The 21,271-nt window shown below is 72.7% G+C and carries 21 protein-coding genes; 13 read left to right on the top strand and 8 right to left on the bottom strand.

Annotated features, from left to right (window positions below; translation table 11 throughout):
• Window positions 1–77: 77 nt before the first annotated feature.
• The 7 genes from AB0D48_RS16310 (at window position 78) to AB0D48_RS16340 (ending at window position 9,608) form a co-directional block, all read left to right on the top strand.
• Window positions 78–1,346 (top strand): aspartate aminotransferase family protein, encoded by a 1,269-nt coding sequence (locus tag AB0D48_RS16310; protein ID WP_362396244.1) that lies wholly within the window; start codon window positions 78–80, stop codon window positions 1,344–1,346.
• Window positions 1,343–2,314: an inositol monophosphatase family protein gene (locus AB0D48_RS16315; RefSeq protein ID WP_362396247.1), complete on the top strand. Its 972-nt coding sequence runs from the start codon at window positions 1,343–1,345 to the stop codon at window positions 2,312–2,314. Before AB0D48_RS16310 ends, AB0D48_RS16315 begins: the two co-directional genes overlap by 4 nt.
• Complete coding sequence (locus AB0D48_RS16320) at window positions 2,311–3,348, top strand: alcohol dehydrogenase catalytic domain-containing protein (RefSeq protein WP_362396250.1); 1,038 nt, start codon at window positions 2,311–2,313, stop codon at window positions 3,346–3,348. The genes AB0D48_RS16315 and AB0D48_RS16320 overlap by 4 nt, the downstream gene beginning before the upstream one ends.
• Entirely contained in the window at window positions 3,345–5,243 is a 1,899-nt protein-coding gene (locus AB0D48_RS16325) for a beta-galactosidase (RefSeq protein WP_362396253.1), read from the top strand. The genes AB0D48_RS16320 and AB0D48_RS16325 overlap by 4 nt, the downstream gene beginning before the upstream one ends.
• A gap of 390 nt (window positions 5,244–5,633) precedes the next feature.
• Window positions 5,634–6,854, top strand: a complete 1,221-nt coding sequence (locus AB0D48_RS16330; protein WP_362396256.1) for a hypothetical protein — start codon at window positions 5,634–5,636, stop codon at window positions 6,852–6,854.
• A 59-nt stretch (window positions 6,855–6,913) separates the two neighbouring features.
• Entirely contained in the window at window positions 6,914–9,031 is a 2,118-nt protein-coding gene (locus AB0D48_RS16335; protein ID WP_362396259.1) for a tetratricopeptide repeat protein, read from the top strand.
• Between the two features lie 4 nt (window positions 9,032–9,035).
• Window positions 9,036–9,608 (top strand): flavin reductase family protein, encoded by a 573-nt coding sequence (locus tag AB0D48_RS16340; RefSeq protein WP_362396262.1) that lies wholly within the window; start codon window positions 9,036–9,038, stop codon window positions 9,606–9,608.
• A gap of 32 nt (window positions 9,609–9,640) precedes the next feature.
• On the opposite strand, the gene AB0D48_RS16345 is transcribed toward AB0D48_RS16340, so the two are convergent.
• Both AB0D48_RS16345 and AB0D48_RS16350 read right to left on the bottom strand, forming a co-directional pair.
• On the bottom strand, window positions 9,641–10,414 hold the full coding sequence (locus AB0D48_RS16345) for an AfsR/SARP family transcriptional regulator (protein WP_362396265.1): 774 nt from the start codon (window positions 10,412–10,414) through the stop codon (window positions 9,641–9,643).
• Window positions 10,415–10,741: 327 nt separating this feature from the next.
• Window positions 10,742–10,924, bottom strand: a complete 183-nt coding sequence (locus AB0D48_RS16350; protein ID WP_362396529.1) for a CsbD family protein — start codon at window positions 10,922–10,924, stop codon at window positions 10,742–10,744.
• Window positions 10,925–11,079: 155 nt separating this feature from the next.
• On the opposite strand from AB0D48_RS16350, the gene AB0D48_RS16355 reads away from it, so the two are divergent.
• Both AB0D48_RS16355 and AB0D48_RS16360 read left to right on the top strand, forming a co-directional pair.
• Window positions 11,080–11,451 carry an STAS domain-containing protein gene (locus tag AB0D48_RS16355; RefSeq protein ID WP_362396268.1) on the top strand — a complete coding sequence of 124 codons (372 nt, stop codon included), beginning with the start codon at window positions 11,080–11,082 and terminating at the stop codon, window positions 11,449–11,451.
• A gap of 81 nt (window positions 11,452–11,532) precedes the next feature.
• Window positions 11,533–12,000, top strand: a complete 468-nt coding sequence (locus AB0D48_RS16360; protein WP_362396271.1) for an ATP-binding protein — start codon at window positions 11,533–11,535, stop codon at window positions 11,998–12,000.
• On the opposite strand, the gene AB0D48_RS16365 is transcribed toward AB0D48_RS16360, so the two are convergent.
• Window positions 11,978–12,559 (bottom strand): hydrolase, encoded by a 582-nt coding sequence (locus AB0D48_RS16365; RefSeq protein WP_362396274.1) that lies wholly within the window; start codon window positions 12,557–12,559, stop codon window positions 11,978–11,980. The genes AB0D48_RS16360 and AB0D48_RS16365 overlap by 23 nt on opposite strands.
• A gap of 54 nt (window positions 12,560–12,613) precedes the next feature.
• Here AB0D48_RS16365 and AB0D48_RS16370 point away from each other — a divergent pair, with 54 nt between their 5' ends.
• Complete coding sequence (locus AB0D48_RS16370; protein WP_362396277.1) at window positions 12,614–13,174, top strand: DUF6434 domain-containing protein; 561 nt, start codon at window positions 12,614–12,616, stop codon at window positions 13,172–13,174.
• Between the two features lie 49 nt (window positions 13,175–13,223).
• On the opposite strand, the gene AB0D48_RS16375 is transcribed toward AB0D48_RS16370, so the two are convergent.
• Window positions 13,224–14,429, bottom strand: coding sequence for an MFS transporter (locus AB0D48_RS16375; RefSeq protein WP_362396280.1), 1,206 nt, complete (start codon window positions 14,427–14,429; stop codon window positions 13,224–13,226).
• Window positions 14,430–14,483: 54 nt separating this feature from the next.
• Here AB0D48_RS16375 and AB0D48_RS16380 point away from each other — a divergent pair, with 54 nt between their 5' ends.
• Complete coding sequence (locus AB0D48_RS16380; RefSeq protein WP_362396282.1) at window positions 14,484–15,248, top strand: helix-turn-helix transcriptional regulator; 765 nt, start codon at window positions 14,484–14,486, stop codon at window positions 15,246–15,248.
• Here AB0D48_RS16380 and AB0D48_RS16385 read toward each other — a convergent pair.
• Entirely contained in the window at window positions 15,233–15,802 is a 570-nt protein-coding gene (locus tag AB0D48_RS16385; RefSeq protein WP_362396285.1) for a dihydrofolate reductase family protein, read from the bottom strand. The two genes, AB0D48_RS16380 and AB0D48_RS16385, sit on opposite strands and share 16 nt — an antisense overlap.
• A gap of 27 nt (window positions 15,803–15,829) precedes the next feature.
• On the opposite strand from AB0D48_RS16385, the gene AB0D48_RS16390 reads away from it, so the two are divergent.
• Complete coding sequence (locus tag AB0D48_RS16390) at window positions 15,830–16,873, top strand: enoyl-CoA hydratase/isomerase family protein (protein ID WP_362396288.1); 1,044 nt, start codon at window positions 15,830–15,832, stop codon at window positions 16,871–16,873.
• 123 nt (window positions 16,874–16,996) lie between these two features.
• A complete protein-coding gene (locus AB0D48_RS16395) occupies window positions 16,997–17,728 on the top strand; it encodes a class I SAM-dependent methyltransferase (RefSeq protein WP_362396291.1) in 732 nt (243 codons plus the stop codon).
• An 18-nt stretch (window positions 17,729–17,746) separates the two neighbouring features.
• Here the strand turns inward: AB0D48_RS16395 and AB0D48_RS16400 are convergent, their stop codons facing one another.
• From AB0D48_RS16400 to AB0D48_RS16410, 3 genes are all read right to left on the bottom strand, one after another.
• Complete coding sequence (locus AB0D48_RS16400) at window positions 17,747–18,670, bottom strand: SDR family oxidoreductase (RefSeq protein ID WP_362396294.1); 924 nt, start codon at window positions 18,668–18,670, stop codon at window positions 17,747–17,749.
• A 9-nt stretch (window positions 18,671–18,679) separates the two neighbouring features.
• Entirely contained in the window at window positions 18,680–19,915 is a 1,236-nt protein-coding gene (locus tag AB0D48_RS16405; protein WP_362396532.1) for an MFS transporter, read from the bottom strand.
• 73 nt (window positions 19,916–19,988) lie between these two features.
• Window positions 19,989–21,263 (bottom strand): alkaline phosphatase family protein, encoded by a 1,275-nt coding sequence (locus tag AB0D48_RS16410; RefSeq protein ID WP_362396297.1) that lies wholly within the window; start codon window positions 21,261–21,263, stop codon window positions 19,989–19,991.
• Window positions 21,264–21,271 lie beyond the last annotated feature (8 nt).

A 21,271-nucleotide genomic window follows, 5' to 3' on the forward strand; every position in this document is an offset into this window, starting at 1 on the left:
TTCCCTGCCCCTTTGGATGAATCATGCATTGCTCTCACAGTCTTGACGTCTTTCCCTTACCTGCGTGAGAAGGAAAAATGGCCAGCACCGTTGTCACCGATCACCTCTATTACCCCGTCAGCGAGCGCAAGATGGAGCGGGGTGAGGGCGTCTACCTGTACGACGAGGACGGGAAGCGCTACCTCGACTGCGCGTCGGCCACGTTCAACCTGAGCCTCGGCTACTCCCACCCAGCCGTCATCGCGGCCATGAAGGACCAGCTCGACAAGCTGGTCCACCTGACCTCCTCCTACCAGAGCGACCCGATCAACGGGCTCGTCCGGCGGCTGGTGGAGACCTCGCCGGCCGGACTGACGAAGGTGCACCCCAAGGTGTCCGGCGGCTCGGCCGCCAATGAGGGGGCCATCAAGATGGCCCAGCTCGCCACGGGCAAATCCGATGTCATCACCCTGTTCCGCAGCCATGTCGGCCAGACGATGATGATGACCTCGATGTCCGGCAACTCGTTCCGCCGCGAACCGTTCCCCAACCTCTTCCCGGGCAGCCTCCAAGTGCCCGACCCGTACTGCTTCCGCTGCTTCTACGGGCAGCAGAAGGACACCTGCGGAATGATGTGCGTCGACCGCCTGGAGGATTTCGTCGACTACGCCAGCAGTGGCCGGGTCGCCGCCGTCCTGATCGAGCCGATATCCGGAAACGGCGGCAACATCGTCCCGCCGGACGGCTACATGCAAAAACTCCGGGCATTCTGCGACGAGCAGGGGATCGCCCTGATCTTCGACGAGATCCAGACCGGCATCGGCCGTACCGGCCACATGTTCGCCGCCCAGCACTTCGGCGTCGAGCCGGACGCGATCACCACCGCCAAGGGCCTCGGCGGATCGGGCGCGCAGGTGGCCGCCATCATCACCAACGAGCGGCTCGCCGGACTCCCCGCGAACCACCACTCCTTCACCTACGGTTCCAACCTGCTCGCGGCCGCCGCCGCGAACGTCACGCTGGACATCGTGCGCCGGCCGGAATTCCTCGCGAACGTGACCAGGACCGGCGACCACATCATGGAACGCCTCCGCGACATGCAGCGCCGCTACCCGGCCATCGTGGACGTCCGCGGCGTCGGCCTCATGATCGGCTTCGAGATCGCCGAGCTCGACGGCAAGCCCGCCGTCAAACTGACCAACCACCTGGCCGACAAGGCCATGGAGCACGGGCTGATCCTGCGCACCTCGCGCTACGGCTACGGCAACGTCCTCAAGATCCGCCCGCCGCTGATCCTCACGATGGCCCAGGCCGACGAGATCTGCGACAAGCTGGAGAACCTCTTCCTCGCGGAGCTGACCCGATGAAGGGGCAGCAGGAGCTGAAGAAGCTGCTGACGGAACTCGGCGGGCACGTCCGCTCCGAACTCCTCCACTACGCGGACCGCGGCCTGGCCCGCCAGGTCCACGGCGACTCGCCCGGCGGCGACGCCCAGTTCGACGTGGACGAGGTGGCCGAGCGGGCCGTGATCGACTACCTGCGCGCACACGCCGGGATCCCGCTCGCCCTCTACACCGAGGACGGATCGTACGTGGAGCTCGCGCCCGACCCGCAGGTCCTCCTCGTCGTCGACCCGATCGACGGCACCCGTCCCACCTCGGCCGGGCTGGAGATGGGCATGGTGTCCATCGCGGCCGCCCCCTACCGCGACGGGGCGCCCACCCTCGCCGACGTCAACGCCGCCTGCCTCGTGGAGATCAAGAGCGGCGCCTGGATCTACGGGGACGAGGAGGAGGGCCTCTCCAGCGGCGGCTTCCGCACTCCCGTGCCGCGCCTGAGCCGGAACACCGACCTGGCCACGATGTTCTGGTCGATCGAGTTCAACGGCCACCCGATGCGGCTGATGACCGAGGCCTACGCCCACCTGGTCGACCGGTCGGCCAACACCGGCGGCATCTTCGTCTTCAACAGCAGCACCTTCTCCATCTCGCGCATCATCACCGGCCAGCTCGACGCCTTCGTGGACATCGGCAACCGGGTCCTGCGCGACCACCCGCAGACGGAGGTCGACTTCCTGCGCGCAGGCCGCGGCTCGATCTTGCACCTCTTCCCCTACGACATCGCGGCCGCCGTCTACCTCGCCCGCCTCGCCGGGGTGGTGATCACCGACGCCTACGGCGACGACCTCGGCCCCACCTCCCTGGTTGACCTCGGCCCCATGAACCAGAAGTCGTGCATCGCCGCCTCCACCCCCGAACTCCACAAGCAGCTGCTCGACGCCGTCCACTGGGACCTCGGCGGCACCACCACCCCGGCCACGAGGGAGACATCATGAAGGCGCTGACGCTGGGCCCCGACCGCACGCTCGCCCTGGTGGACCACCCGAAGCCCGAGGCCGGCCGGGCCGATGACGTCGTCATCCGCGTCACGCAGAGCGGGATCTGCGGGACCGACCGCAGCGTCCTCGTCGGCAAGTTCCCCGCCGAGACCGGTGTGGTGATGGGCCACGAGGCCGTCGGAATCGTCGACTCCACCGGCCCCGGAGTCACCCGCTTCGCCGTGGGCGACCGGGTCATCGTCAACCCCACCCTCTACTGCGGCACCTGCCCCACCTGCCTCGAAGGCCACTTGAACTTCTGCGGGCACAAGACGGGCACCGAGGTCGGCCTGGACTACGACGGTTCCTTCGCGGAGTTCATCCGGCTCCCCGAACTCTTCTGCCACGCCATACCCGACGGCATGAGCTTCGACCGCGCCGTCGTCGTCGAGCCGCTCGCCTGCGCCCTCAACAACCTGGAAGCCGGACGGCTCGCCGCGGGCGAGACGGCGATCGTCGTCGGCGGCGGGCCCATGGGCGTGGTCACCGCCATGGCCGCCCAGCTGTACGGGGCCCGGGTGCTGCTCGTGGAACCCGACCCGGTGCGCCGACGGCTCGACCGCGAGGTGTTCGACGCCCCCGAGTTCGGCGGCCGCGTCACCGTCCACACCCCCGACGACGGCGAACTCGCCGAGCGGGGTGACCTGGTCGTCGACTCCGTCGGCAGCCTCCTGGAGCAGAGCATCGGCTACGCCGCACTGCGCGGCCGGGTCGTCATCATGGGCTTCAACAGCAACGCCTCCGCCACGGTGCGCCCGCTGACCCTGCTCCAGCGCGGCCTGCAGATCATCGGCGCGGGCGACTACAACAGCCAGATCTTCCCCAAGGCCATCGAACTCGCCCGGACCCTGCCGCTGGAACGCGTGGTCACCCACCGCTTCCCCCTCGCCGACCACGAAGAGGCGTTCAGGGCGCTGGCCGCCGTCCCCGGTGCCGAGTACACCGCGCTGAAGGTCGTCCTCGTACCCCCGCACCCCGGGGCGGCGGCATGACCCGGATCCACGACGCCCTGGTCCCGGCCGCGGGCCGTCCCGTCGTCATCGGCGAATACCCGTACTACCGGGCCGACCCCGCCAACTGGGCGGCCAACCTGCGCGAGTTGCGCAGGCTAGGCGTCGACGTCGTCTCCTGCTACCTGCCCTGGCGGTTCCACGAGACCGGCGAGGGCGCGGAGCGGACCTTCGACTTCACCGGCCGGACGGACCCCCAGCGCGACGTGACCGGGCTCCTCGACCTGGCCGCCCGCGCGGACCTGGCCGTACTCCTCAAACCCGGCCCCTTCATCCACGCCGAGGTCCAGCTCGGCGGACTGCCCGACCGGCTCTGCGGCCCCGCACACACCCCGTACCGCGGCCTGACCGGAGCGGTCCTCACTTCCCAGAACAAGCCGCTGCCCAGCCTGCTGGACCCCGCGGTCCGGGCCGAGGCCGAGACCTGGCTGCGTGCCGTCGCCGACGAGGTCGTGGCCAAGGCCGCGGCGCCCCACGGCCCGGTGGTCGCGCTCCAGCTCGGCAACGAGGGCATGGCCGGCGAGGCCAACCTCCGCGTCGACGCCCAGGACGCCTCACCGGCCGCCCGGGAGGCCTTCGCGCACTGGCTCACCGGGCGCGGCCTGGCCGCCGAGGCCGCACACGCGGCCCAGGACCTCGACCGGTGGACCGGCGCCCTGCGCGTGCTGTGGTCCCAGTGGTGCGGCCACGCCATCGTCGGCCTGTGGGACCGGATCTCCGCCCTCTTCCCGGCCGGTCCCGCCCGACTGGCCAACGTACCGCTGGCGAGCACCACGGCTCCCGGAGCACTCGACGCGTGGGCCGCCCGGCAGCGCGCCGTCCAGGGTTCCCGGCACCTGGCCGGCCACACCGAGTGGGTCGGAAACCCGGCCCGCGACACCGAGGCCTTCTCCTCCCACTTGACCGGGATCCTGCTCGGCGACACCGACGTGGTCGAAGCCAACTGGGGCTTCACCTGGACCGACGAGAGCTACGCCCAGCCGCGCACCCCGGTGTTCAACGCGCTGCTGGCGCTGCTCCTGGGCTCCACCACGGTGAGCGTCTACACCGCCTGCGCCGCGGGCAACTGGGGCGGCCTCGTGGACATGGACCCCGCGGGACTGCGCGCCGAAGGCGTCGACCCTGCCCTGCACGCGCCGCCGTACTGCCCGGGAGCCCCGCTCACCGAGGGCGGCGCGCACACCCCTAACGCGGAAGGGCTGCGGCTGCTGGCCGCCTTCCTCGACCGCTTCGGCGCCCTGCTCCTCGACAGCGAGCTGGAGCGCGACGCGCTGGTCCTCGTCGACCGGACGCTGCCCGAGGCCGGTGCCTGGCAGCGCGACGGCCGTACCCCGCTCGGGGAACTCGCCGACGCCGTACGGGACCAGCTGCGCGACCGCGGCCGGCTGATCGGCCTGGGATGGCTCGACGAGCACTCCCGGCAGGCCGGGGACGGCCAGGGGATCCCCATCGGGATCCTGCGTGCCGGTGCCCCGGACGGCCCCGGGGCGCCGGACACCCCCGCGGTACCCGGTGAGCTGAGGCTCGCGGCGGGTGCCCCGGCCGACGGAGCGGTCGCCGCGTTCGTCGCGGCGCTGCCCTCGGCAGGCGCGACGCGCCGTACGTCCGAGCACCGGCGGGCGGTCGTACTCGGCCGGACCGGCCCCGGCGCCGTACGGATCACCGGCGCCTTCAACCCCACCGACGGAGACGACCGGATCACCGGCCCCCACGGCGGCTGGGAGCTGGACCTGCCGGCGGGTTCCGCCGCCGTCGTCGTCACCCGCGGTGACGCCCTGCTGGGATGGCTGGCCACCCCGGCCCCGCCGTCCACCGCACCCGTCGCCCTCACCTGGGCCGGCGAACGGGCCGACGCGCTGCGCGTCGCGGCCTCCTGAGAACGCGGACGGCGGGACAGCGCACCTGACAGCGCGCCTCCCGCCGTCCGCCCCTCCCTTCACACGGCCGTACCGGTCGTGTGAAGGGAATTTGGCGGACGTATGGAGAAGCTTTGGAGGCCCTCTCCAGGATGGGGAGCACGAACCCCGATCCTGCGAAGGAGGTGCACAGATGAAGAAGATCCAGATCCGTAAGGCCGGCCCCGTCCGCCTCACGTCTTCCGCTTGTTCGGTCTACCCGAACCCCGCCTGAGCCCGCGTCAGGTGAGTCCGGCGCCGGTGCCCCGGCCACGGCCGGGGCCCGGCGCCACCCGGGGGAGCGGGAGGAGCCCCGGGAGCAGAAAAAGAGGGAGCGGGAAGAGAGGCAGCAGGAAGAGAGGGAGCAGCGCCATGGCGGACCACGATCTCCGCAGTTCCGACGACGCGCCGCTGGCGCTCCACCCGCTGGTCTACCTGGAGGACGGCGGCGAGGTCACCATCGGCCGTCAGGACACCGACTCCTACGCGATCTTCCCGCCCGACGGCGCCGAGCTGGTACGCCGTCTGCAGGAGGGGGCCACACCCGCGCAGGCCGCCGACTGGTACGAAGCCGAGTACGGAGAGCGCGCCGACGTCACCGACGTCGTCGAGGCCCTGTACGAACTCGGCTTCGTCCGCGCCGCGGACGAGGAACCGGCCGCGGCGGAGCCGGTGCGCTGGCAGCGGCTCGGACGGGCGGTGTTCTCAAGGGCGGCCTGGATCTGCTACGGCGCGATCACGGCCTGGGCGGTGCTGCGCATGCTGCTGGAGCCCGGTCTCGTACCGACCGCGCGGGACTTGCTGTTCAGCGACTACTACGCGGTGATCAACGTGGTCCTGCTGATCGTCGCCGTCCCGCTCATCGCCGTCCACGAGCTGTTCCACGCGCTGGCCGGCCGCCGCCTCGGCATCCGCTCCCGGACCCGGATGTCGTACCGCTTCTACTTCCTCGTGGTCGAGACCTCCCTGGACGGCCTGGTCGCCGTGGAGCGCCGCAAGCGCTATCTGCCGATCCTGGCCGGAATGGTCGCCGACGTCGTCCTGATCAGCCTGCTGATCACGGTGGCCGATGTCTTGGGGCCGGACGGCGGGACCGCGCTCGCCGGCCGGGTGTGCCTGGCCGTGGCCTTCGCCGCGGTCATCCGGCTGCTCTGGCAGTTCTTCCTCTACCTGCGCACGGACGTGTACGTGCTGATCACCACCGCGCTCGGCTGCGTGGACCTGCACACCACATCCGTACGCCTGCTCCGCAACCGGTTCAACCGCCTGCTGGGGCGGACCCGTCTGCTGGTCGACGAGGACGCGTGGCACCCCGTGGACCGGCGGGTGGCGCGCTGGTACTCCTGGCTGATCCTCGCCGGGTACACGATCAGCCTGAGCACGTTCCTGCTGGGACTCGGCCCGGTCTTCTGGCAGATGATCACCGCCTCGCTCGACCGCTTCGGCGCGGGCCACCGGGCGGACTGGGTCCTCCTGCTCGACTCCGCCGTCTTCCTGCTGCTGACCTTCGCCCAGGTCGGCCTCGCCCTCTGGATCGCCGTCAGGGAGCGCCTGCGCAGCCGGCGGTCCCGGCTCGACCACGTCATCGCCTGAATCGCCCGAGGGAACGCCCGGACGGGTCCCCCGACGGCCACTCTGTGAAAGGCAGGCCCATGAGCGGCCACTACTGGATCTCCGCTCCGCAGCGCTCGGAGCGTGACCGGCTGCGGGCCGGCCTCGAACTGCCTCCCCTCCTCGCGGTCGTGGACGCACACCGGCGGCTGCGCGGTCCGTACACCGCGGCCGGCAGCCTGCTCCGGGCCGTGGCCCCGCAGGCGCTCAGCCGCCGGCCCGCCCTCGCCGGCCGCCACTACATCGAACTCCAGGAGAGCACGCCGGAGTTGAAGCCGCTGGTACCGGCTATCACCCGCGCCCTGGAACAGCAGTCGTCGGCTCCCGGCGAGGTCAGCCGCTACCCGGCACGACTGCACTCATTGCGGGTCGCACACGGCCTGGTCGACTTCCTCCTCACGGCGCTGGCCGATCTCGGCGACGGGCCGCGGACCCTGGTGGTGGAGAACGTCCAGCACGCCGACGCCACCGACCAGGAGTTCCTGGCGGCGGCCGTGCGGAGGATCCCGGCCGGCCTGCTCACCCTCGTGGTGTGCTCCGGTGCCGAGGAACTGGTCGATCCGCCGGGCACGCTCTCCGTCTCGCTGCCCGCCGCGCTAGAGGCATACACGACCAGGATCACCGGAACCGACCCCGGCCCCGGCCCCGGCCCCGTCCCCGAGGCCGTGTCCGCCGGGACCATGGCGGCACAGCGGTACGTGGACGCCGACGGAGCCGACGACGACCCCGGGCTCCTCGCCGCGTACGAGCAACTGGCCCCCGCCGAACGGGCCGCCCTGCACGACCGGCGGGCCGCGGAACTGGCGGAGCGGGTGGAGGCGGGCGAAGCCTCGCTCAGGCTCGGCGCCCTGCCGTACCACCTCATGCGCGGCGGCGACCCCGGCGGCGCGGGACTGGACGCCCTGCGGTGGGCGCTCGACCGGTGCAAGTACCTGGGCTTCTACCACGCGGCCGCCGAACTGGGCGAGGCGGGCCGACGGGCCGTGGACCCGGCGGAGCGCCCCGACCTGTGGTGGGTCTTCATCCGGGAGACCGGGGTGTGCCTGGCGGCCGCGGGCCGGCCCGACGAGTCGGCGGTCCTCCAGGAGGAGGCGCGGACGGCCACCACCGATCCGGCGCACCACATGAAGCTCGCCTACGAGATCGGGATGCTCTACGCCCGCCACTACCCCGAGGAGCGCCGGGACGAGCGCAAGGCCCGCGCCTGGGTCAACCTGGCCATCGCCATCGCGGACCTGCTGCCCGACCCCAAGGAACGCGCCTTCTACTCGGTGTTCAACCGCAACGGCCTCGCCCTGGTGGAGGTCCGGGCCGGGCGGCCCGACGAGGCGCTCCGGCTGCTCGACGAGGGCATGGAACGGCTGGACCGGGAACTCGGCCTCGGCGAGCGGACCTGGCACCGGGTCGGGCTGCGCTACAACCGGGCCCAGGTCAACGGCATGAGCGGCCGACTGGAGGCCGCCCTGGAGGACTACGCCGAGATCATGGACGCGGACAACGACTTCGCCGACCACTACTTCAACCGGGGCAACATCCTGCGCAAGCTGGGCCGCACCGAAGAGGCCATCGCCGACTACGAGACGGCGCTCGGCCTCGAACCGCCCTTCCCCGAGGCGTACTACAACCGGGGTGACGCCCGGATGGAACTGGGCGACGCCCAGGGCGCGCTCGCCGACTTCGACCGCACCCTGGAGCTCGACCCCGGGCACGTGGAGGCGCTGCTCGGCCGCGCCGGTGTGCTGGACGACCTCGGTGACACGAAGGCGGCGCTGGACAGCGTGGCCGCCGGACTCGCGCTGGCCCCCGGCCACCCGCATCTGCTCTGCCTGCACGGGCGCCTGCTGGCCGAGGACGGTCGGCCGGCGGAAGCCGCCCGGGCCGTCGAGGCCGCGTTGCGCAGCGATCCGAAGCTCGCCGAGGCCTGGGCCGTCAAGGCCGAACTCGCCTACTCCGCAGGTGATCTGGGCGCGGCGACGGCGGACTTCGACCGCGCCGTGGAGCTCGCCGACCGCCCCGAGTTCCGCTTCAACCGGGCCGTGGTCCACGAGGCGGCGGGCCGCTTCACCGAGGCGGCGGCGGACTTCGACGCGGTGTTCGCCGCCACCGAGGACCCCGACGCGCTCAGCCACCGGGACTCCTGCCTCCTCGCGGCCGGATAGGACGATGAGCCTCCGGCAGGGCCGGGCCCCGCGCGACCGGGCCCGGCAGGACCACGCCGCGCAGGATCCGGGCAGGCACGAGCGGGCCCTGCCGGAGCAGGGCCCGCTCGCGGAGCGGTTCACCGAGGCGATGTCACGCCTGGTGTCCGGGGTCGCCGTGGTGTCCGCACGGCGGGCCGACGGCCGGCCGTGCGGGCTGCTGGTGTCCTCGGTCTGCTCGTACAGCGTGCGGCCGCCCTCCGTGCTGGTGGCACTGGCCCGCAGTTCGCGGACCTGCCGCGAGCTGGACCCGCGCCCGGGCACGCCTTTCGGGGTCCACCTGCTCGGCGCCGCGGACGCCGCCCTCGCCGCTGTCTTCGCCGGCGGCGCGGAGGACAAGTTCGCCGGTCTGCCGTGGAGCTGGGACGACCGGGTGCCCCGGCTGCTCGGCGTGCCCGTGTACCTGAACTGCCGGGCCGGGGCGGTGTTCCCCCACGGTGACCACGTGATCCTGGTGGGCGAGGTGGGGGACTGTGGCCTCGGCGAGGGCGAGCCGCTCGTCTACTACCGGCGGAGGCTCGACTGGCTGCTGGGCTGACGGGCCCTGGTCGCCAAGGCTCACGACAGCGTCTAGCCGCGGAGACACCGCTCGTGCCCGGCGTTCGCGGGCCGTCCGCCGCCCAGCAGCGTCCGCTGCGCCGCCTGGAGCGCGGGGCCGGGCTCGATGCCCATGCTCTCCACGACCGCGCGCCGCGCGCGGGTGTACGCGTCCAGTGCCCCGGCCCGCCGCCCGGTGTCGGCCAGGGCGAGCATCAACTGCTCGTGGAACACCTCGCGCAGCGGATGGCGGGCGCAGAGCTCCTCCAGCTCGCCGACCACCTCGCGGGCGCGGCCCCGGCAGATGTCCGCGCCGATCCGGTCGTGCACCAGCGCCAGGCGTTCCTCCTCCAGCCGCACGCCGTAGTGCGCGGGCAGTCCCGACTGGCCCAGGTCCCCCAGCGGGGACCCGCGCCACATGGCCAGCGCGTTGCGGAACTCCTCTCCCGCGCCCTTGCAGTCCCCCGAGGCGAGCAGGCCGCGGCCGAGCGCGGCCGCCTTGCGGAATCCGTCCAGGTCCAGTTCTCCCGGCCCCACGCGCAACAGGTAGCCGGAACCGGCGGTACGGAGGAGGGGGTGCTGCCGGGCGTCCCGGCCGCCCTGGCTGTGCCCGGGGTCCAGCGTCCGGCGCAGCCCCGATACGTACATCTGCAGGGCTGCCACGGCGGATCTGGGCGGCCGGCCGTCCCAGAGTTCGTCGATCAGCGTGTCCACGGAGAAGGTCTTGTTGGCGTGCAGCAGCAGGAGGGCGAGCAGGGCCCGGCGCTTGAGGGCCGTGGGGGTGCACGGGCGGCCCGCGAGGTGCACCTCTACCGGGCCCAGGATCAGGTACCTGGGGCGGTCCGCGTCGGGAGCGTGCTGTCGGACACCGTAGGCCGTCGTGGATCTCGCCCGTTTGGCTAACACCGCGTGCCACCCCATGTCGTGTCGGCGCCCCAGGGGCGCCTGTCCTGTCGGTCGACGTGCGAGCCGGATCCCCCCGGGTACGCATCGTCATGGATACGGGGTCACTCGACCGCGTGTCACCAGCCGGAACAGGCCAATCGGGACCGGCGGCAGAATCCGGCCGTCACGCGACGGCACCCCGGACGCGGTGCGTCCGGGGTGCCGTCGGCCGATTCGAGGAGGGGGCGGTCAGCGCTTCTCGCGCTTCATCCGCTCGGTGGCCTTCGCGGCCGTCTCCTGGACCTTGCCGGTCATCTTCTCCGCCGTGCCCTCGGTCTCCATGCGCGGGTTGTCCGTCGCATCGCCGGCCGTTTCCTTGATCTTGCCCTTGGCCTGCTTGGCCTTCGCCTTGGCCTGTTCCTTGTCCATGATGGGAATGTCCTTCCGCCGGCGGTACGCGGGCACCGCAGGTTCGACTGGCTTCCGTCACCGCCCCTGCCCGCCACCCGGCACATCATGCGCCGTCGAGGCGTATCTCCGTGGCTTCTGGGAAGGTGCAGGTAGCAGGACGGGAAGGGTGATGCCGGATGATTCCGGGAGCGGACAACGAACGCTTCACCGTTGGGGTGCAGACCGTGGACGGAGGGGTCGTCCTCGAGCTGGCGGGGGAGCTGGACCACGACACGGCGCAGCCCCTGCGCGACGCCCTCGACGAGGCTGTCACCCAGGGCGGCCGGCTCGTCGTGGACCTGTCGCGGCTGGGCTTCTGTGATTCCACCGGCCTGAACGTGCTGCTGCACAGCAGGCTCTCGGCGCAGGAGGCCGGCGGCAGCCTGGAACTGACCGGGCTGCGCGGGTCGGTTGCCCGGATGTTCCACATCACCGGCGCGGACGGGGTCTTCCCTGTGCACGCCGATGTGGCCGAAGCACTGAGCGGGGGGACCGGTCCGCCCGGCTAGCCGGCGGATCCGGGCTGCACGGGTACGCAGCCGCGCGGAGTCGGATGCGCCACGATGTCGACACGGAGGAGTCTGAGCGTCATGGAGGAGCGGGGGTCACCCGACCGCACCTGGTACCTGGTACTGGAGGGGGCCACCGACGTCGTGACGCGCAGCCGTGAATTCGCCCGTCGGGCGCTGGCCGCCTGGCACTGGCTCCCGGCCGCCACGCCGGAGGACAGGGACACGGCCGAGGACGTCCTCCTGCTGGTGTCCGAGGTGGTGGCCAACGCCTGCCTGCACGGCGGCGGGCCGGGCGCGCTGCTGCTGGACTGCGACGACGACCGGCTGCGGATCGAGGTGACCGACGGGAACCCGGCGCCGCCGGTCCCCCTGCGGGCGCGGTCGGCCTCGAGGTCCGGGCAGCCCGGCGGGCACGGGCTGCTGATCGTGGACCGGCTGGCGCGCAGCTGGGGTTCCCAGCCGAAGCCGGACGGCAAATGCGTCTGGCTGGAAGTGGCCGCCCCCGCCACGGCCAGGAATCCCGTCAGCGATCCAGGGCGGCAATGACCTCGTCGGTGGCGCTGACCTTCCCGATGCGCGGGAAGACCTTGCCGAAGCTGTGGGCGTGGGAGTCGGGGTCCGTGTCGGCGGTGGCGTCCTCCACGAACACCAGGTCGTAGCTGAGCTCCCAGGCCGTCCGTGCGGTGGACTCGACGCCGACGCTTGTGGAGATGCCCGCCAGGACGATGCGGTGGATGCCGCGCCGGCGCAGCTGGAGGTCCAGCTCGGTACCGGTGAAGGCGCCCCAGTGGCGCTTGGTCACCACCACGTCGGCGAAGGCCGCGAGGTCGGCCGGGATCTCGGAGAACGCTGCGGGCGGGGCGGCGGCCGGGCCCGGGCGGTCCACATTGGCGGTGGGCAGGTCACCACCGTCGGGGGACCAGGCCACCCTGACGAGGACCACGGGCAGCTTGCGGGCGTGGAACGCCTCGGCGAGCGCGATCCCCTTCTTGAGGATCTCGGCGGCGGGCCTGGTGATCGGCAGGTCCAGGATGCCCTTCTGCAAGTCGATGACGACCAGGGCGGTGTCCTCGCCCAGGGCGAGGCGGTTCGGGTCAGCAGTCATTTTCCCGACATTATTGGACATTCGGGCAAAGTCGCAAGGCTCTATAATCCGAACATGTATGCGAATGTGGGGGAGTTCCGGCCTGCTCCGACCCCGGCGCTGACCGGGGCGGAGCTGGCCCGCTGGTACTGGACGCTGGCCGAGCTGAGCGCGCTGGCGCGCGCGATGGGCCTGTCGGCCGGAGGCGGGAAGGCCGCCGTCACGGCCCGGTTGGCCGCCGCGCTCGACGGCCTGCCGCCCGAGCCCGCGCCCCAGGCCCCCACCGCCCGCAGGGGCGGCCGCCAGCTCGCCCGCCCCGTCGACCGCACGACCGTGATCCCGCAGGGCCAGCGGTGCAGCCAGGTGCTCCGGGAGTTCTTCGTCCGGGAGATCGGGCCCGGCTTCCACTTCGACGCCTTCATGCGGGAGTACGTGGCCCAGGGCGCGGGCCGCACCCTCGCCGAAGCCGTCGCCCACTGGCACGCCACCCGCGCGAGGGCGGCCGAACCCCAGGAGGTCGCCGCCCAGTTCGAGTTCAACCGCTTCCTGCGCGACTGGCACGCACACCACCCCGACGGCGCCCGCACCGAGGCCCTGGCCGCCTGGCGGGCCCACCGGAGCCGCCCCCGCGACTGACCCCACCCCTCCGCGGGAACGGCGGGTCGACCTCGGCGGCCGGCAATACTCACGCGGCGCCGTCCGGCTCCGGTACGGGTCCCGGTACGGCCGCGGAGACCGGCTCCGGCAGCCGCCGGGCCAGCGCCCACGCGAGTACCGGCAGGACGGCCAGCGGCACCAGGGCGACGCGCAGGGAAGCGGCGTCGGCGGCAGCGCCGATCAGCGGGCTCGCGAGGCCGCCCACGCTGACGGTCAGGCCCAGGGTGACCCCGCCGGCCGTGCCCATGCGGGTGGGGAGGTAGTCCTGGCCCAGGGTGACCTGCAGCGAGAAGGGCACGTAGAGGGCGGCGGCGGCCAGCGCCGCGCACGGGTACACCAGCGGCAGCGGCAGGAAGAGGATCCCGGCGACGGCGGGCACGGCGGCGGCGTAGGCACGGTGCACGGTGGTCACGCGGCCCCAGCGGCCGGCGAGCCGGCCGCCGAGCAGGGTCCCGCCCGCGCTGCCCGCGAACAGGGCGGACAGCGCCACGGCACCCGCGGTTTCCCCGCCGCCGCGCTCGCGTACGTACAGGGCGACGAAGGTGCTCAGGCCGATGAAGACGACGGAACGGACGATCACCACCAGGCACAGGCGGAGGAAGGCGGGCCGGTTCTCCTCCGGGGCGGTCGCCGGGGCCTTCTCCGGCCCGGCGGCGGGGGAGGCGGCCGCGGCGGTCCGGGCCGGCGGCCGGTTGAGGAGTACCCCGAGGGCCGCCGGGAGCGCCAGCAGACACCAGCCGGCCGGCCCGGGCGCAGCCAGGGCGCCGGCCACCAGCAGCGGCGCGCAGGCGAAGCCGGTGTTGCCGCCGAGCGCGAACCAGCTCATCGCCGTGTGCCCGGTCCCGCCCACCGTGGTGCGCACCAGCCGGGCGGCCGCCGGGTGGTAGGCGGCGACGCCCAGCCCGGACAGGGCCACGGCGGCCACCGTGGCCGGATAGCCGGCGTCCAGCCCGACCAGTGCGATGCCGAGCCCGGCGGCGCAGGTGGCCAGCGGTATCAGCCAGGGCATCGGGCGGCGATCGGCCAGCATCCCGAACAGCGGCTGGACCACGGAGGAGAGCAACGAGGCGGCGAGCACGATGCCGGACGCGGCGGCGTACCCGTACGCGCGCTCCGCCACGAGGAAGGGCACGAGCGCGGCGACGGCGCCCTGGTAGACGTCCACGCACGCGTGGCCTGCCGAGAGGGCGGCGGTGCGGCGCCGGACCGGAGTTGTTCTGATCACTGGCTTCACCGGTCGAGGATCGCCCTCGCCACAGGTGTCGCGCTTCCGATAAATTGCCTGGTGATGCAGAAGAACCGCCAGCAGGGCATCCGCCACACGCCGAGGGCCGCGACCAGCATCCGCGAGCTCGACACCGGCAAAGGGATCGATCCCCACCGCCACGACGACCACCAGATCGCCTACGCGGGTTCCGGGGTCCTCTCGATCACCACCGACGCCGGCACCTGGGTGGCCCCGGCGACCCGTGCCCTGTGGATCCCGGCCGGGACGGTGCACGAACACCGCGCCTTCGGGCGTACCGACCTGCACTCGGTGGGCCTGCCGGCCCGGGTCAACCCGCCGTGCCTGGACGCGCCGGCCGTGATCGCCGTCGGCCCGCTGCTGCGCGAGCTGATCCTGGCCTACACCCGCGCCCCCGAGGACACCGGCCCCGAGCGGCGCCGGCTGCTCGCGGTACTCCTCGACCAGCTGCGGGCCTCGCCGCTCCAGCCGCTGCACCTGCCCGCCCCGGCCGATCCGCGGCTCGCGGCGGTGTGCGCGCTGCTGCACGCCGATCCGGCGGACCCCCGCGGGCTGGCCGCGCTCGCCGCACAGGCGGGAGCCGGGGCGGGGGAGCGGACGCTGAGCCGGCTGTTCCGGGCCGAGCTGGGCATGACCTTCCCGCAGTGGCGCACCCAGCTGCGACTGCACCGGGCACTGCGGCTGCTGGCGGTCGGCACGCCGGTGACGGCAGTCGCCCACCGCTGCGGGTGGTCGTCCGCGAGCGCCTTCATCGACGTCTTCCGCAAGGCCTTCGGACAGACGCCCGGGGCCTACGGCCGTCCGTAGCGCAGGAGTACGACGCCGTTGCCGAAGGTGCGCGTGCCCTCCAGGCGCAGCGGCACCGGGTCGAAGTCGACCTGCGGGAAGAGCGGCTTGCCGCGCCCGATCCGCACCGGGTGCACACAGAGGTGGTACGCGTCCACGAGGTCGTGACGCAGGAACGAGGCGGCGAGCTCGGCCCCGCTCAGGGCCAGGTCACCGCCTGGGGCCGCCTTGAGCGCGGCGACCTCCGCCGGTACGACGTCCCGGACGACCGTGGTGTTCCAGCGTGCCTCGGTCTGCGGCAGGGTGCGCGAATACACGTACTTCGGCATGGACCGCCAGATGCCGGCGAACTCGGCCATCGGTCCGGTGTTCGCTGGGTCGGCGTCGGCGGTCGGCCAGAAGTCGGCCATCAGCTCGTGCGTGACGCGGCCGCTCAGGAATCCGCCCATCGTGCGGACTTCGTCGTTGAAGTACTGGTGCAGCTCCTCGTCGACGACGTGCCAGTCGATCTGCCGCTCGGGTCCCTCGATGTATCCGTCGAGGGAGACCCCCATCATGAGGACAATCTTCCGCATGAGGACTCACGCTACATACTGACCGGTGTGAAGACCGAAGACGACACCGTGCTGTTCGACATCGAAGGCCGGACCGGGGTGGTCACCCTCAACCGCCCCAAGGCCCTCAACGCCCTCACCCACCCCATGGTGCTGCGGATCGACGAGGCCCTCACCGGCTGGGCGCAGGACCCCGCCGTCCAGCAGGTCCTGATCCGCGGCGCCGGTGAGCGCGGCCTGTGCGCGGGCGGGGACATCCGGGCCATCCACGATGACGCCAGGGCCGGGAACACCGCCTCCGCGGACTTCTGGCGCGACGAGTACCGCCTCAACGCCCGCATCGCCCGCTACCCCAAGCCGTACATTGCCCTGATGGACGGCATCGTGATGGGCGGCGGTGTCGGTGTCTCCGCCCACGGCCGCGTCCGCGTCGTCACCGAGCGCTCCCGCGTCGCGATGCCCGAGACCGGCATCGGCTTCGTCCCCGACGTCGGCGGGACCTGGCTGCTCGGGCGGGCGCCCGGCCGGCTCGGCACCCATCTCGCCCTCACCGGCTCGGCCGTGGGCGCCGCCGATGCGCTGCTGTGCGGACTCGCCGACCACTTCGTCCCCGCCGGGCGGCTCCCCGAGCTGACCGCCGGGCTCGCCGCGGCCCCCGTGCACGAGGTGCTGGCCCGGTACGCCGCCACGCCCCCGCCCGGTGACCTCGCCGACCGGCGGGCCTGGATCGACCACTGCTACGCCGCGGACACCGTCGAGGAGATCGTGGACCGGCTGCTCGGCCAGGGCGAGCCGGCCGCCAAGGAGGCGGCCGAGACGATCCTGGCCAAGTCCCCGACCGCGCTGAAGGTCACCCTCGCCGCCCTGCGCCGGGCCGCGGCCCTCGGCTCGCTGGAGCCGGTGCTGGCCCAGGAGTTCCGGGTCTCCTGCAACGCCCTGGCCTCCCCCGACCTGGTGGAGGGCATCCGGGCCCAGGTCGTCGACAAGGACCGCAGGCCGCGCTGGTCGCCTCCGGCCCTCGCGGACGTGGCCGACGCGGACGTGGAGCGGTTCTTCGCCCCGCTCGGCGCCGGCGACCTCACCTTCGGCTGAGCCGGGGCCGTGCCGGCCGGCAGGCCCGGCCGGCGCAGGTCCTGACGATCTCTCATATTGCCTCTGACCTGGCTCTTTATGCTGTTCCGGCGTACGATTGACCCCTTGGGAAAGGGGACTTCATTGGACCGGAACATACGCTCGGTGGACGACGTGCTCGCCCTCTTGGACGGCCTGTTCGCCTCGGAGGCCGACCGCTGGACGACCGAAGGCGCCTCCTGGTGGGACGGCTTCTACGCCGACCGCTCGAAGCCCGTGCCGTTCTTCGTGGCGAAGCCCGACGAGAACCTGGTCTCGTACCTCGACCGCGGCCTGATCACCCCCGGCCGCGCCCTCGACCTGGGCTGCGGGCCCGGCCGCAACGCCCTCCACCTCGCCTCCCTGGGCTTCGAGGTGGACGCCGTCGACCTGTCACCGGAGGCCCTCGCCTGGGCCGGGGAACGCGCCCGCGAGGCGGGGGCCGACATCCGCTTCCACTGCGGCGACGCCTTCGCCCTCGCCGCCACCGAGCTGACCGGTCCGTACGACCTGATCTACGACTCCGGTTGCTTCCACCACCTGCCGCCCCACCGCCGCATCAGCTACCGGGCGCTCCTCGACCGCGCCCTCGCCCCCGGCGGCCACCTCGCCCTCACCTGCTTCGCGTCCGGCGAGATGGGCTCCGAACTCTCCGACGCCGCCTTCTACCGCCAGGCCCGGCTCGACGGCGGACTCGCCTACACGCCCGAGTCGCTGCGCTGGATCTTCTCCGACCTCACCGAGGTCGAACTGCGCCGCATGCGCGACGAACCGCCCGCGTCCCCGAACTTCGGAGAGCCCTTCCTCTGGACGGCCCTCTTCCGCCGGGCCGTCTAGGCTCTTCAAAGACACGGCTCAGCGGTAGCCGGCGGCGTCCGCCGGGCGCCCGGGGTCCTGGACCTCGACCATGTACCGCCAGGCGTCCGGGCGGCTGCCGTCGAGGTCCGTGAAGCCGTAGACCCGGGCGAGCCGGCCGCTGGAGAGGGACTGACCGTTCCAGCGCGCCACGTCCGGGTCGGCGGCCAGCGCCGCGACCGCCCGGCCCACGTACGACGGGGTCTCGGAGATGCAGAAGTGGGGGACCGACGCCAGCGCGTCCCGCCAGTTCTCCTCCGTCACACCGAAGTTGTCGAGCATCATCTCCGAGCGCAGCCAGCCCGGCGTCAGCGCCACCGCCGTGGCCCCGCGCGGGCCCAGCTCGTGCCCGAGGGCGAACGCCATGCGCAGGACCGAGGACTTGGCGATGTCGTAGAAGAACGACACCCGGTAGCGGCTCGCGTTGTACTCGGCGGTGCCGTCCGTCATCTCCACCACCAGCCCGCCCGGCTCGCGCAGCAGCAGCGGCAGCGCGTAGTGGCTGGTGACGGCATGGGTCTCCACCGCCAGCCGCAGCAGCCGCAGCCCCTTGTCCAGGTCGTGCTCCCAGACCGTGCTGTCCCACTCGAAGAGCAGCTCCCCGCCCCAGATGTCGTTGACCAGGACGTCGAGGCGCCCCTGCTCGCCGTCGATCCGCCCGACCAGGGCCTCGACCTCACCCGGCACCAGGTGGTCGGCCACCACGGGGATCCCGCGCCCGCCCGCGGCCGTCACCAGCTCGGCGGTCTCCTCGATCGTCTCGGGCCGGTCGTACTCCGACCGCTTCCCGCGGGTGCTGCGCCCCGACACGTACACGGTCGCGCCCCGCGCGCCCAACTGGACCGCAATGCCCCGGCCCGCGCCCCGCGTCGCCCCGGCCACGAGGGCGACCTTGCCTTCGAGTGTGCGCTGTGCTTCCGCCATGGCCCGACCCTACGACGCCTCCCCCCGCCTCGGCCCGCCGAACACGGCGACCCCCGCCAGGGACAGCAGCAGCCCCCCGGCCGCCGCGCCGAGGGCCGCTCCCGGCCCCCGCAGCGTCCAGGCCGCCCCGAAGAACAGCGAACCCGCGAACCGGGCCAGCGCCTGCGCCGTCTGGAGCACGGCGAGCCCGGTGGTGCGCAGTCCGGCCGGGAGCAGCGGCCCGGCCGCGGCCATCAGCACCCCGTCGGTGGCCGCGTAGAACAGGCCGAGGAGTACGAGGACGCCGCCGGCCAGCGCCGGCCCGGCCGGGACCGGGGCCAGGAGCAGCAGACAGGCGCCGACCAGCGGCACGTGCCCGCCGAGGAAGACCCTGCCGCGGCCGAACCGGTCGGCGAGGCGCCCCGCGGGCAGCGCGGCCAGCAGGAACACCGCCGCCGTCCCGACGGGCAGCAGCGGGAAGTACGCGGCCGGCATGTCGAGCCGGCGCTGGAGCAGGAGATAGAGGAAGGCGTCGCCGACGGTGAACAGGCCGAGCACGGCCGCGGTCGCGCAGAGCCGCCCCAGCCCCGGGATCCGTACGAGCGTGGCGACGCCCGGCAGCGGGGTGCGGACGGCGGGCGCGGGAGCCTCCCGTACGAACAGGACCAGCACGACCACCCCCAGCACCGCGACGCAGCAGCTCACGGTGAACACGGTCGCGTACCCGTCCACCACGGCCCACAGCACCCCGAACGCTGCGAGCGGCCCCAGCAGTGCGCCCGCCGTGTCCAGCGCGCGGTGGACGCCGAAGGCGCGGCCTTGGGCCTCGGGCGGGCAGGACAGGGAGATCAGCGCGTCGCGCGGGGCGGTACGGAGGCCCTTGCCCGCCCGGTCGGCGCCGAGCACCACCGCCACCGACCAGGGGGTGGCGACGGTGAGCAGGGCCGCCTTGCACGCGGCGGAGAGCGCGTAGCCGCTGCCGGCCACGAGTTTGCGGCGGCGGGTGCGGTCCGCGACGCGGCCGCCCGCGAGACGGAGCAGCGCGGTGGCGCCCTGGTAGAGCCCGTCCAGGGCGCCGAACGCGAGCGGGGACATCCCCAGCCCGGCCACCAGGTACAGCGGCAGGACGGCGGTGACCATCTCCGCCGAGACGTCCGTGAGCAGGCTGACCAGGCCGAGCGCGAACACCGTGCCGGGGACGGCCCGGAGGGGGCCGCCCCGGGCCGGAGCGGGCCCGGCGATGTCCGAGCCCCGGCTGGTCGACAGGTACACGGATGCCTCCTCGGGAGTGTCCGGAATCGGCGGGTCCAGAACCCGCGGGTCCAGAACCGGCAACGGCCTACAACCAGTTGATGGTGAGCGGGAAGGCGGCGGTGACGGTCGATCCCGTGGAGTCGGTGGCGGCGGCGGTCACCTGGACGGTGCCGCTGCCCCACGGCTTGCCGCTGATCCGGCCGCTGCCGGCGTCGACGGTCAGGCCCCAGGGCAGGCCCGTGGCCGCGTAGCGGATCGGGGACTTGCCACCCGTGGCACTGAGCTGGATGGTGCAGGACTGGTTGAACTTGCAGGTCTGCGGGCCCGGATCGGCGAGCTTCAGGTCACCCGGGGTGGGGCTGGGGGTCGGCGTGGGGGTCGGAGTCGGTGTGGGTGTCGGCGTGGGTGTGGGTGTCGGAGTCGGCGTGGACCCGCCGAACACCTCGCTGATCGGCTGGACGTTGGCCGCGTTGCCGGCGTGGGTGGCCGTGCCGAAGAGGTCCTCGAAGGTCCGCAGCAGGTGGTGGTGGTTGAACGCGGTGGTGTACTTGCCCGTCTTGACGTTCGCGCCGTAGAAGACGGTGGCGATCTGGTTCGAGCCGAGGTAGTTGTCCTCGTCCCACGTCAGCACCAGCAGGCTGTTGTTGGCCTTCGCCCACTGGGCGTAGGCGTCGATGTTGTTCTTGGTCCACGTGTCGCCGGTGCCGACCGAGCACGAGTGCATGTCGTTGCACTGGTTCGGCACGACGAAGGACAGGTGCGGCAGGGCCGCGAAGTTGTTCTGCGGGAACTGCGCCCAGGTCTTGCCCGTGTTCAGCGGCACGTTCTTGAAGGCGAACCACGGATTGTGCTTCTGCGCGTACTGGCCGTTCGTGCAGGCCGTGGAGCCCTCGCTCGGCAGGTCCTCGTTGTAGGTCGCGAAGGTCTTGCCGGCCGCGATCAGCTCCTGGCCGAGGTTCGCCGCCGTCATCGACTGCGGGGTGTAGCAGCCGTCGCCCGTGATGCCCTGCGTGGCGCCGGAGAAGAGGTTGAAGTAGTTGGGCTGGCTGGGGTGGGTGAGCGCCTTCATACCGGTGAGGCTCGCGCCCGCGTTCGCCAACTGGTTGATGTACGGGGCGTTGGCGCTGCCGATGATCTCGCCGTACTGCTTGTTCTCGTACACGACGACCACCACGTGGTCGTAGCTCGGAAGCGCGGCCGCGGCCGATGCCACGGCCGAACCGGTTGCGGAACCGCTTTCCGCAGCCTGGGAGTTGGCGACGGTGAAGGCGCCGAGCAGGCCGAGCGCACCGAGTCCGGCCACGAGCGCGGACCAGCGGGACCCCCGTCTCGGGCGAGTCGCGGGTGAGGGAACGGGCATGGGTGATT

It is taken from the genome of Streptomyces sp. NPDC048269 (assembly GCF_040652395.1).
Taxonomy (GTDB): domain Bacteria; phylum Actinomycetota; class Actinomycetes; order Streptomycetales; family Streptomycetaceae; genus Streptomyces.

What these genes read in the sequence shown, in the direction of transcription:
- AB0D48_RS16310 (WP_362396244.1), top strand. Translation starts at nt 78, where the DNA reads ATGGCCAGCACCGTTGTCACCGATCACCTCTATTACCCCGTCAGCGAG.
- AB0D48_RS16315 (WP_362396247.1), top strand. Translation starts at nt 1,343, where the DNA reads ATGAAGGGGCAGCAGGAGCTGAAGAAGCTGCTGACGGAACTCGGCGGG.
- AB0D48_RS16320 (WP_362396250.1), top strand. Translation starts at nt 2,311, where the DNA reads ATGAAGGCGCTGACGCTGGGCCCCGACCGCACGCTCGCCCTGGTGGAC.
- AB0D48_RS16325 (WP_362396253.1), top strand. Translation starts at nt 3,345, where the DNA reads ATGACCCGGATCCACGACGCCCTGGTCCCGGCCGCGGGCCGTCCCGTC.
- AB0D48_RS16330 (WP_362396256.1), top strand. Translation starts at nt 5,634, where the DNA reads ATGGCGGACCACGATCTCCGCAGTTCCGACGACGCGCCGCTGGCGCTC.
- AB0D48_RS16335 (WP_362396259.1), top strand. Translation starts at nt 6,914, where the DNA reads ATGAGCGGCCACTACTGGATCTCCGCTCCGCAGCGCTCGGAGCGTGAC.
- AB0D48_RS16340 (WP_362396262.1), top strand. Translation starts at nt 9,036, where the DNA reads ATGAGCCTCCGGCAGGGCCGGGCCCCGCGCGACCGGGCCCGGCAGGAC.
- AB0D48_RS16355 (WP_362396268.1), top strand. Translation starts at nt 11,080, where the DNA reads ATGATTCCGGGAGCGGACAACGAACGCTTCACCGTTGGGGTGCAGACC.
- AB0D48_RS16360 (WP_362396271.1), top strand. Translation starts at nt 11,533, where the DNA reads ATGGAGGAGCGGGGGTCACCCGACCGCACCTGGTACCTGGTACTGGAG.
- AB0D48_RS16365 (WP_362396274.1), bottom strand. Translation starts at nt 12,559, where the DNA reads ATGACTGCTGACCCGAACCGCCTCGCCCTGGGCGAGGACACCGCCCTG.
- AB0D48_RS16370 (WP_362396277.1), top strand. Translation starts at nt 12,614, where the DNA reads ATGTATGCGAATGTGGGGGAGTTCCGGCCTGCTCCGACCCCGGCGCTG.
- AB0D48_RS16380 (WP_362396282.1), top strand. Translation starts at nt 14,484, where the DNA reads ATGCAGAAGAACCGCCAGCAGGGCATCCGCCACACGCCGAGGGCCGCG.
- AB0D48_RS16385 (WP_362396285.1), bottom strand. Translation starts at nt 15,802, where the DNA reads ATGCGGAAGATTGTCCTCATGATGGGGGTCTCCCTCGACGGATACATC.
- AB0D48_RS16400 (WP_362396294.1), bottom strand. Translation starts at nt 18,670, where the DNA reads ATGGCGGAAGCACAGCGCACACTCGAAGGCAAGGTCGCCCTCGTGGCC.
- AB0D48_RS16410 (WP_362396297.1), bottom strand. Translation starts at nt 21,263, where the DNA reads ATGCCCGTTCCCTCACCCGCGACTCGCCCGAGACGGGGGTCCCGCTGG.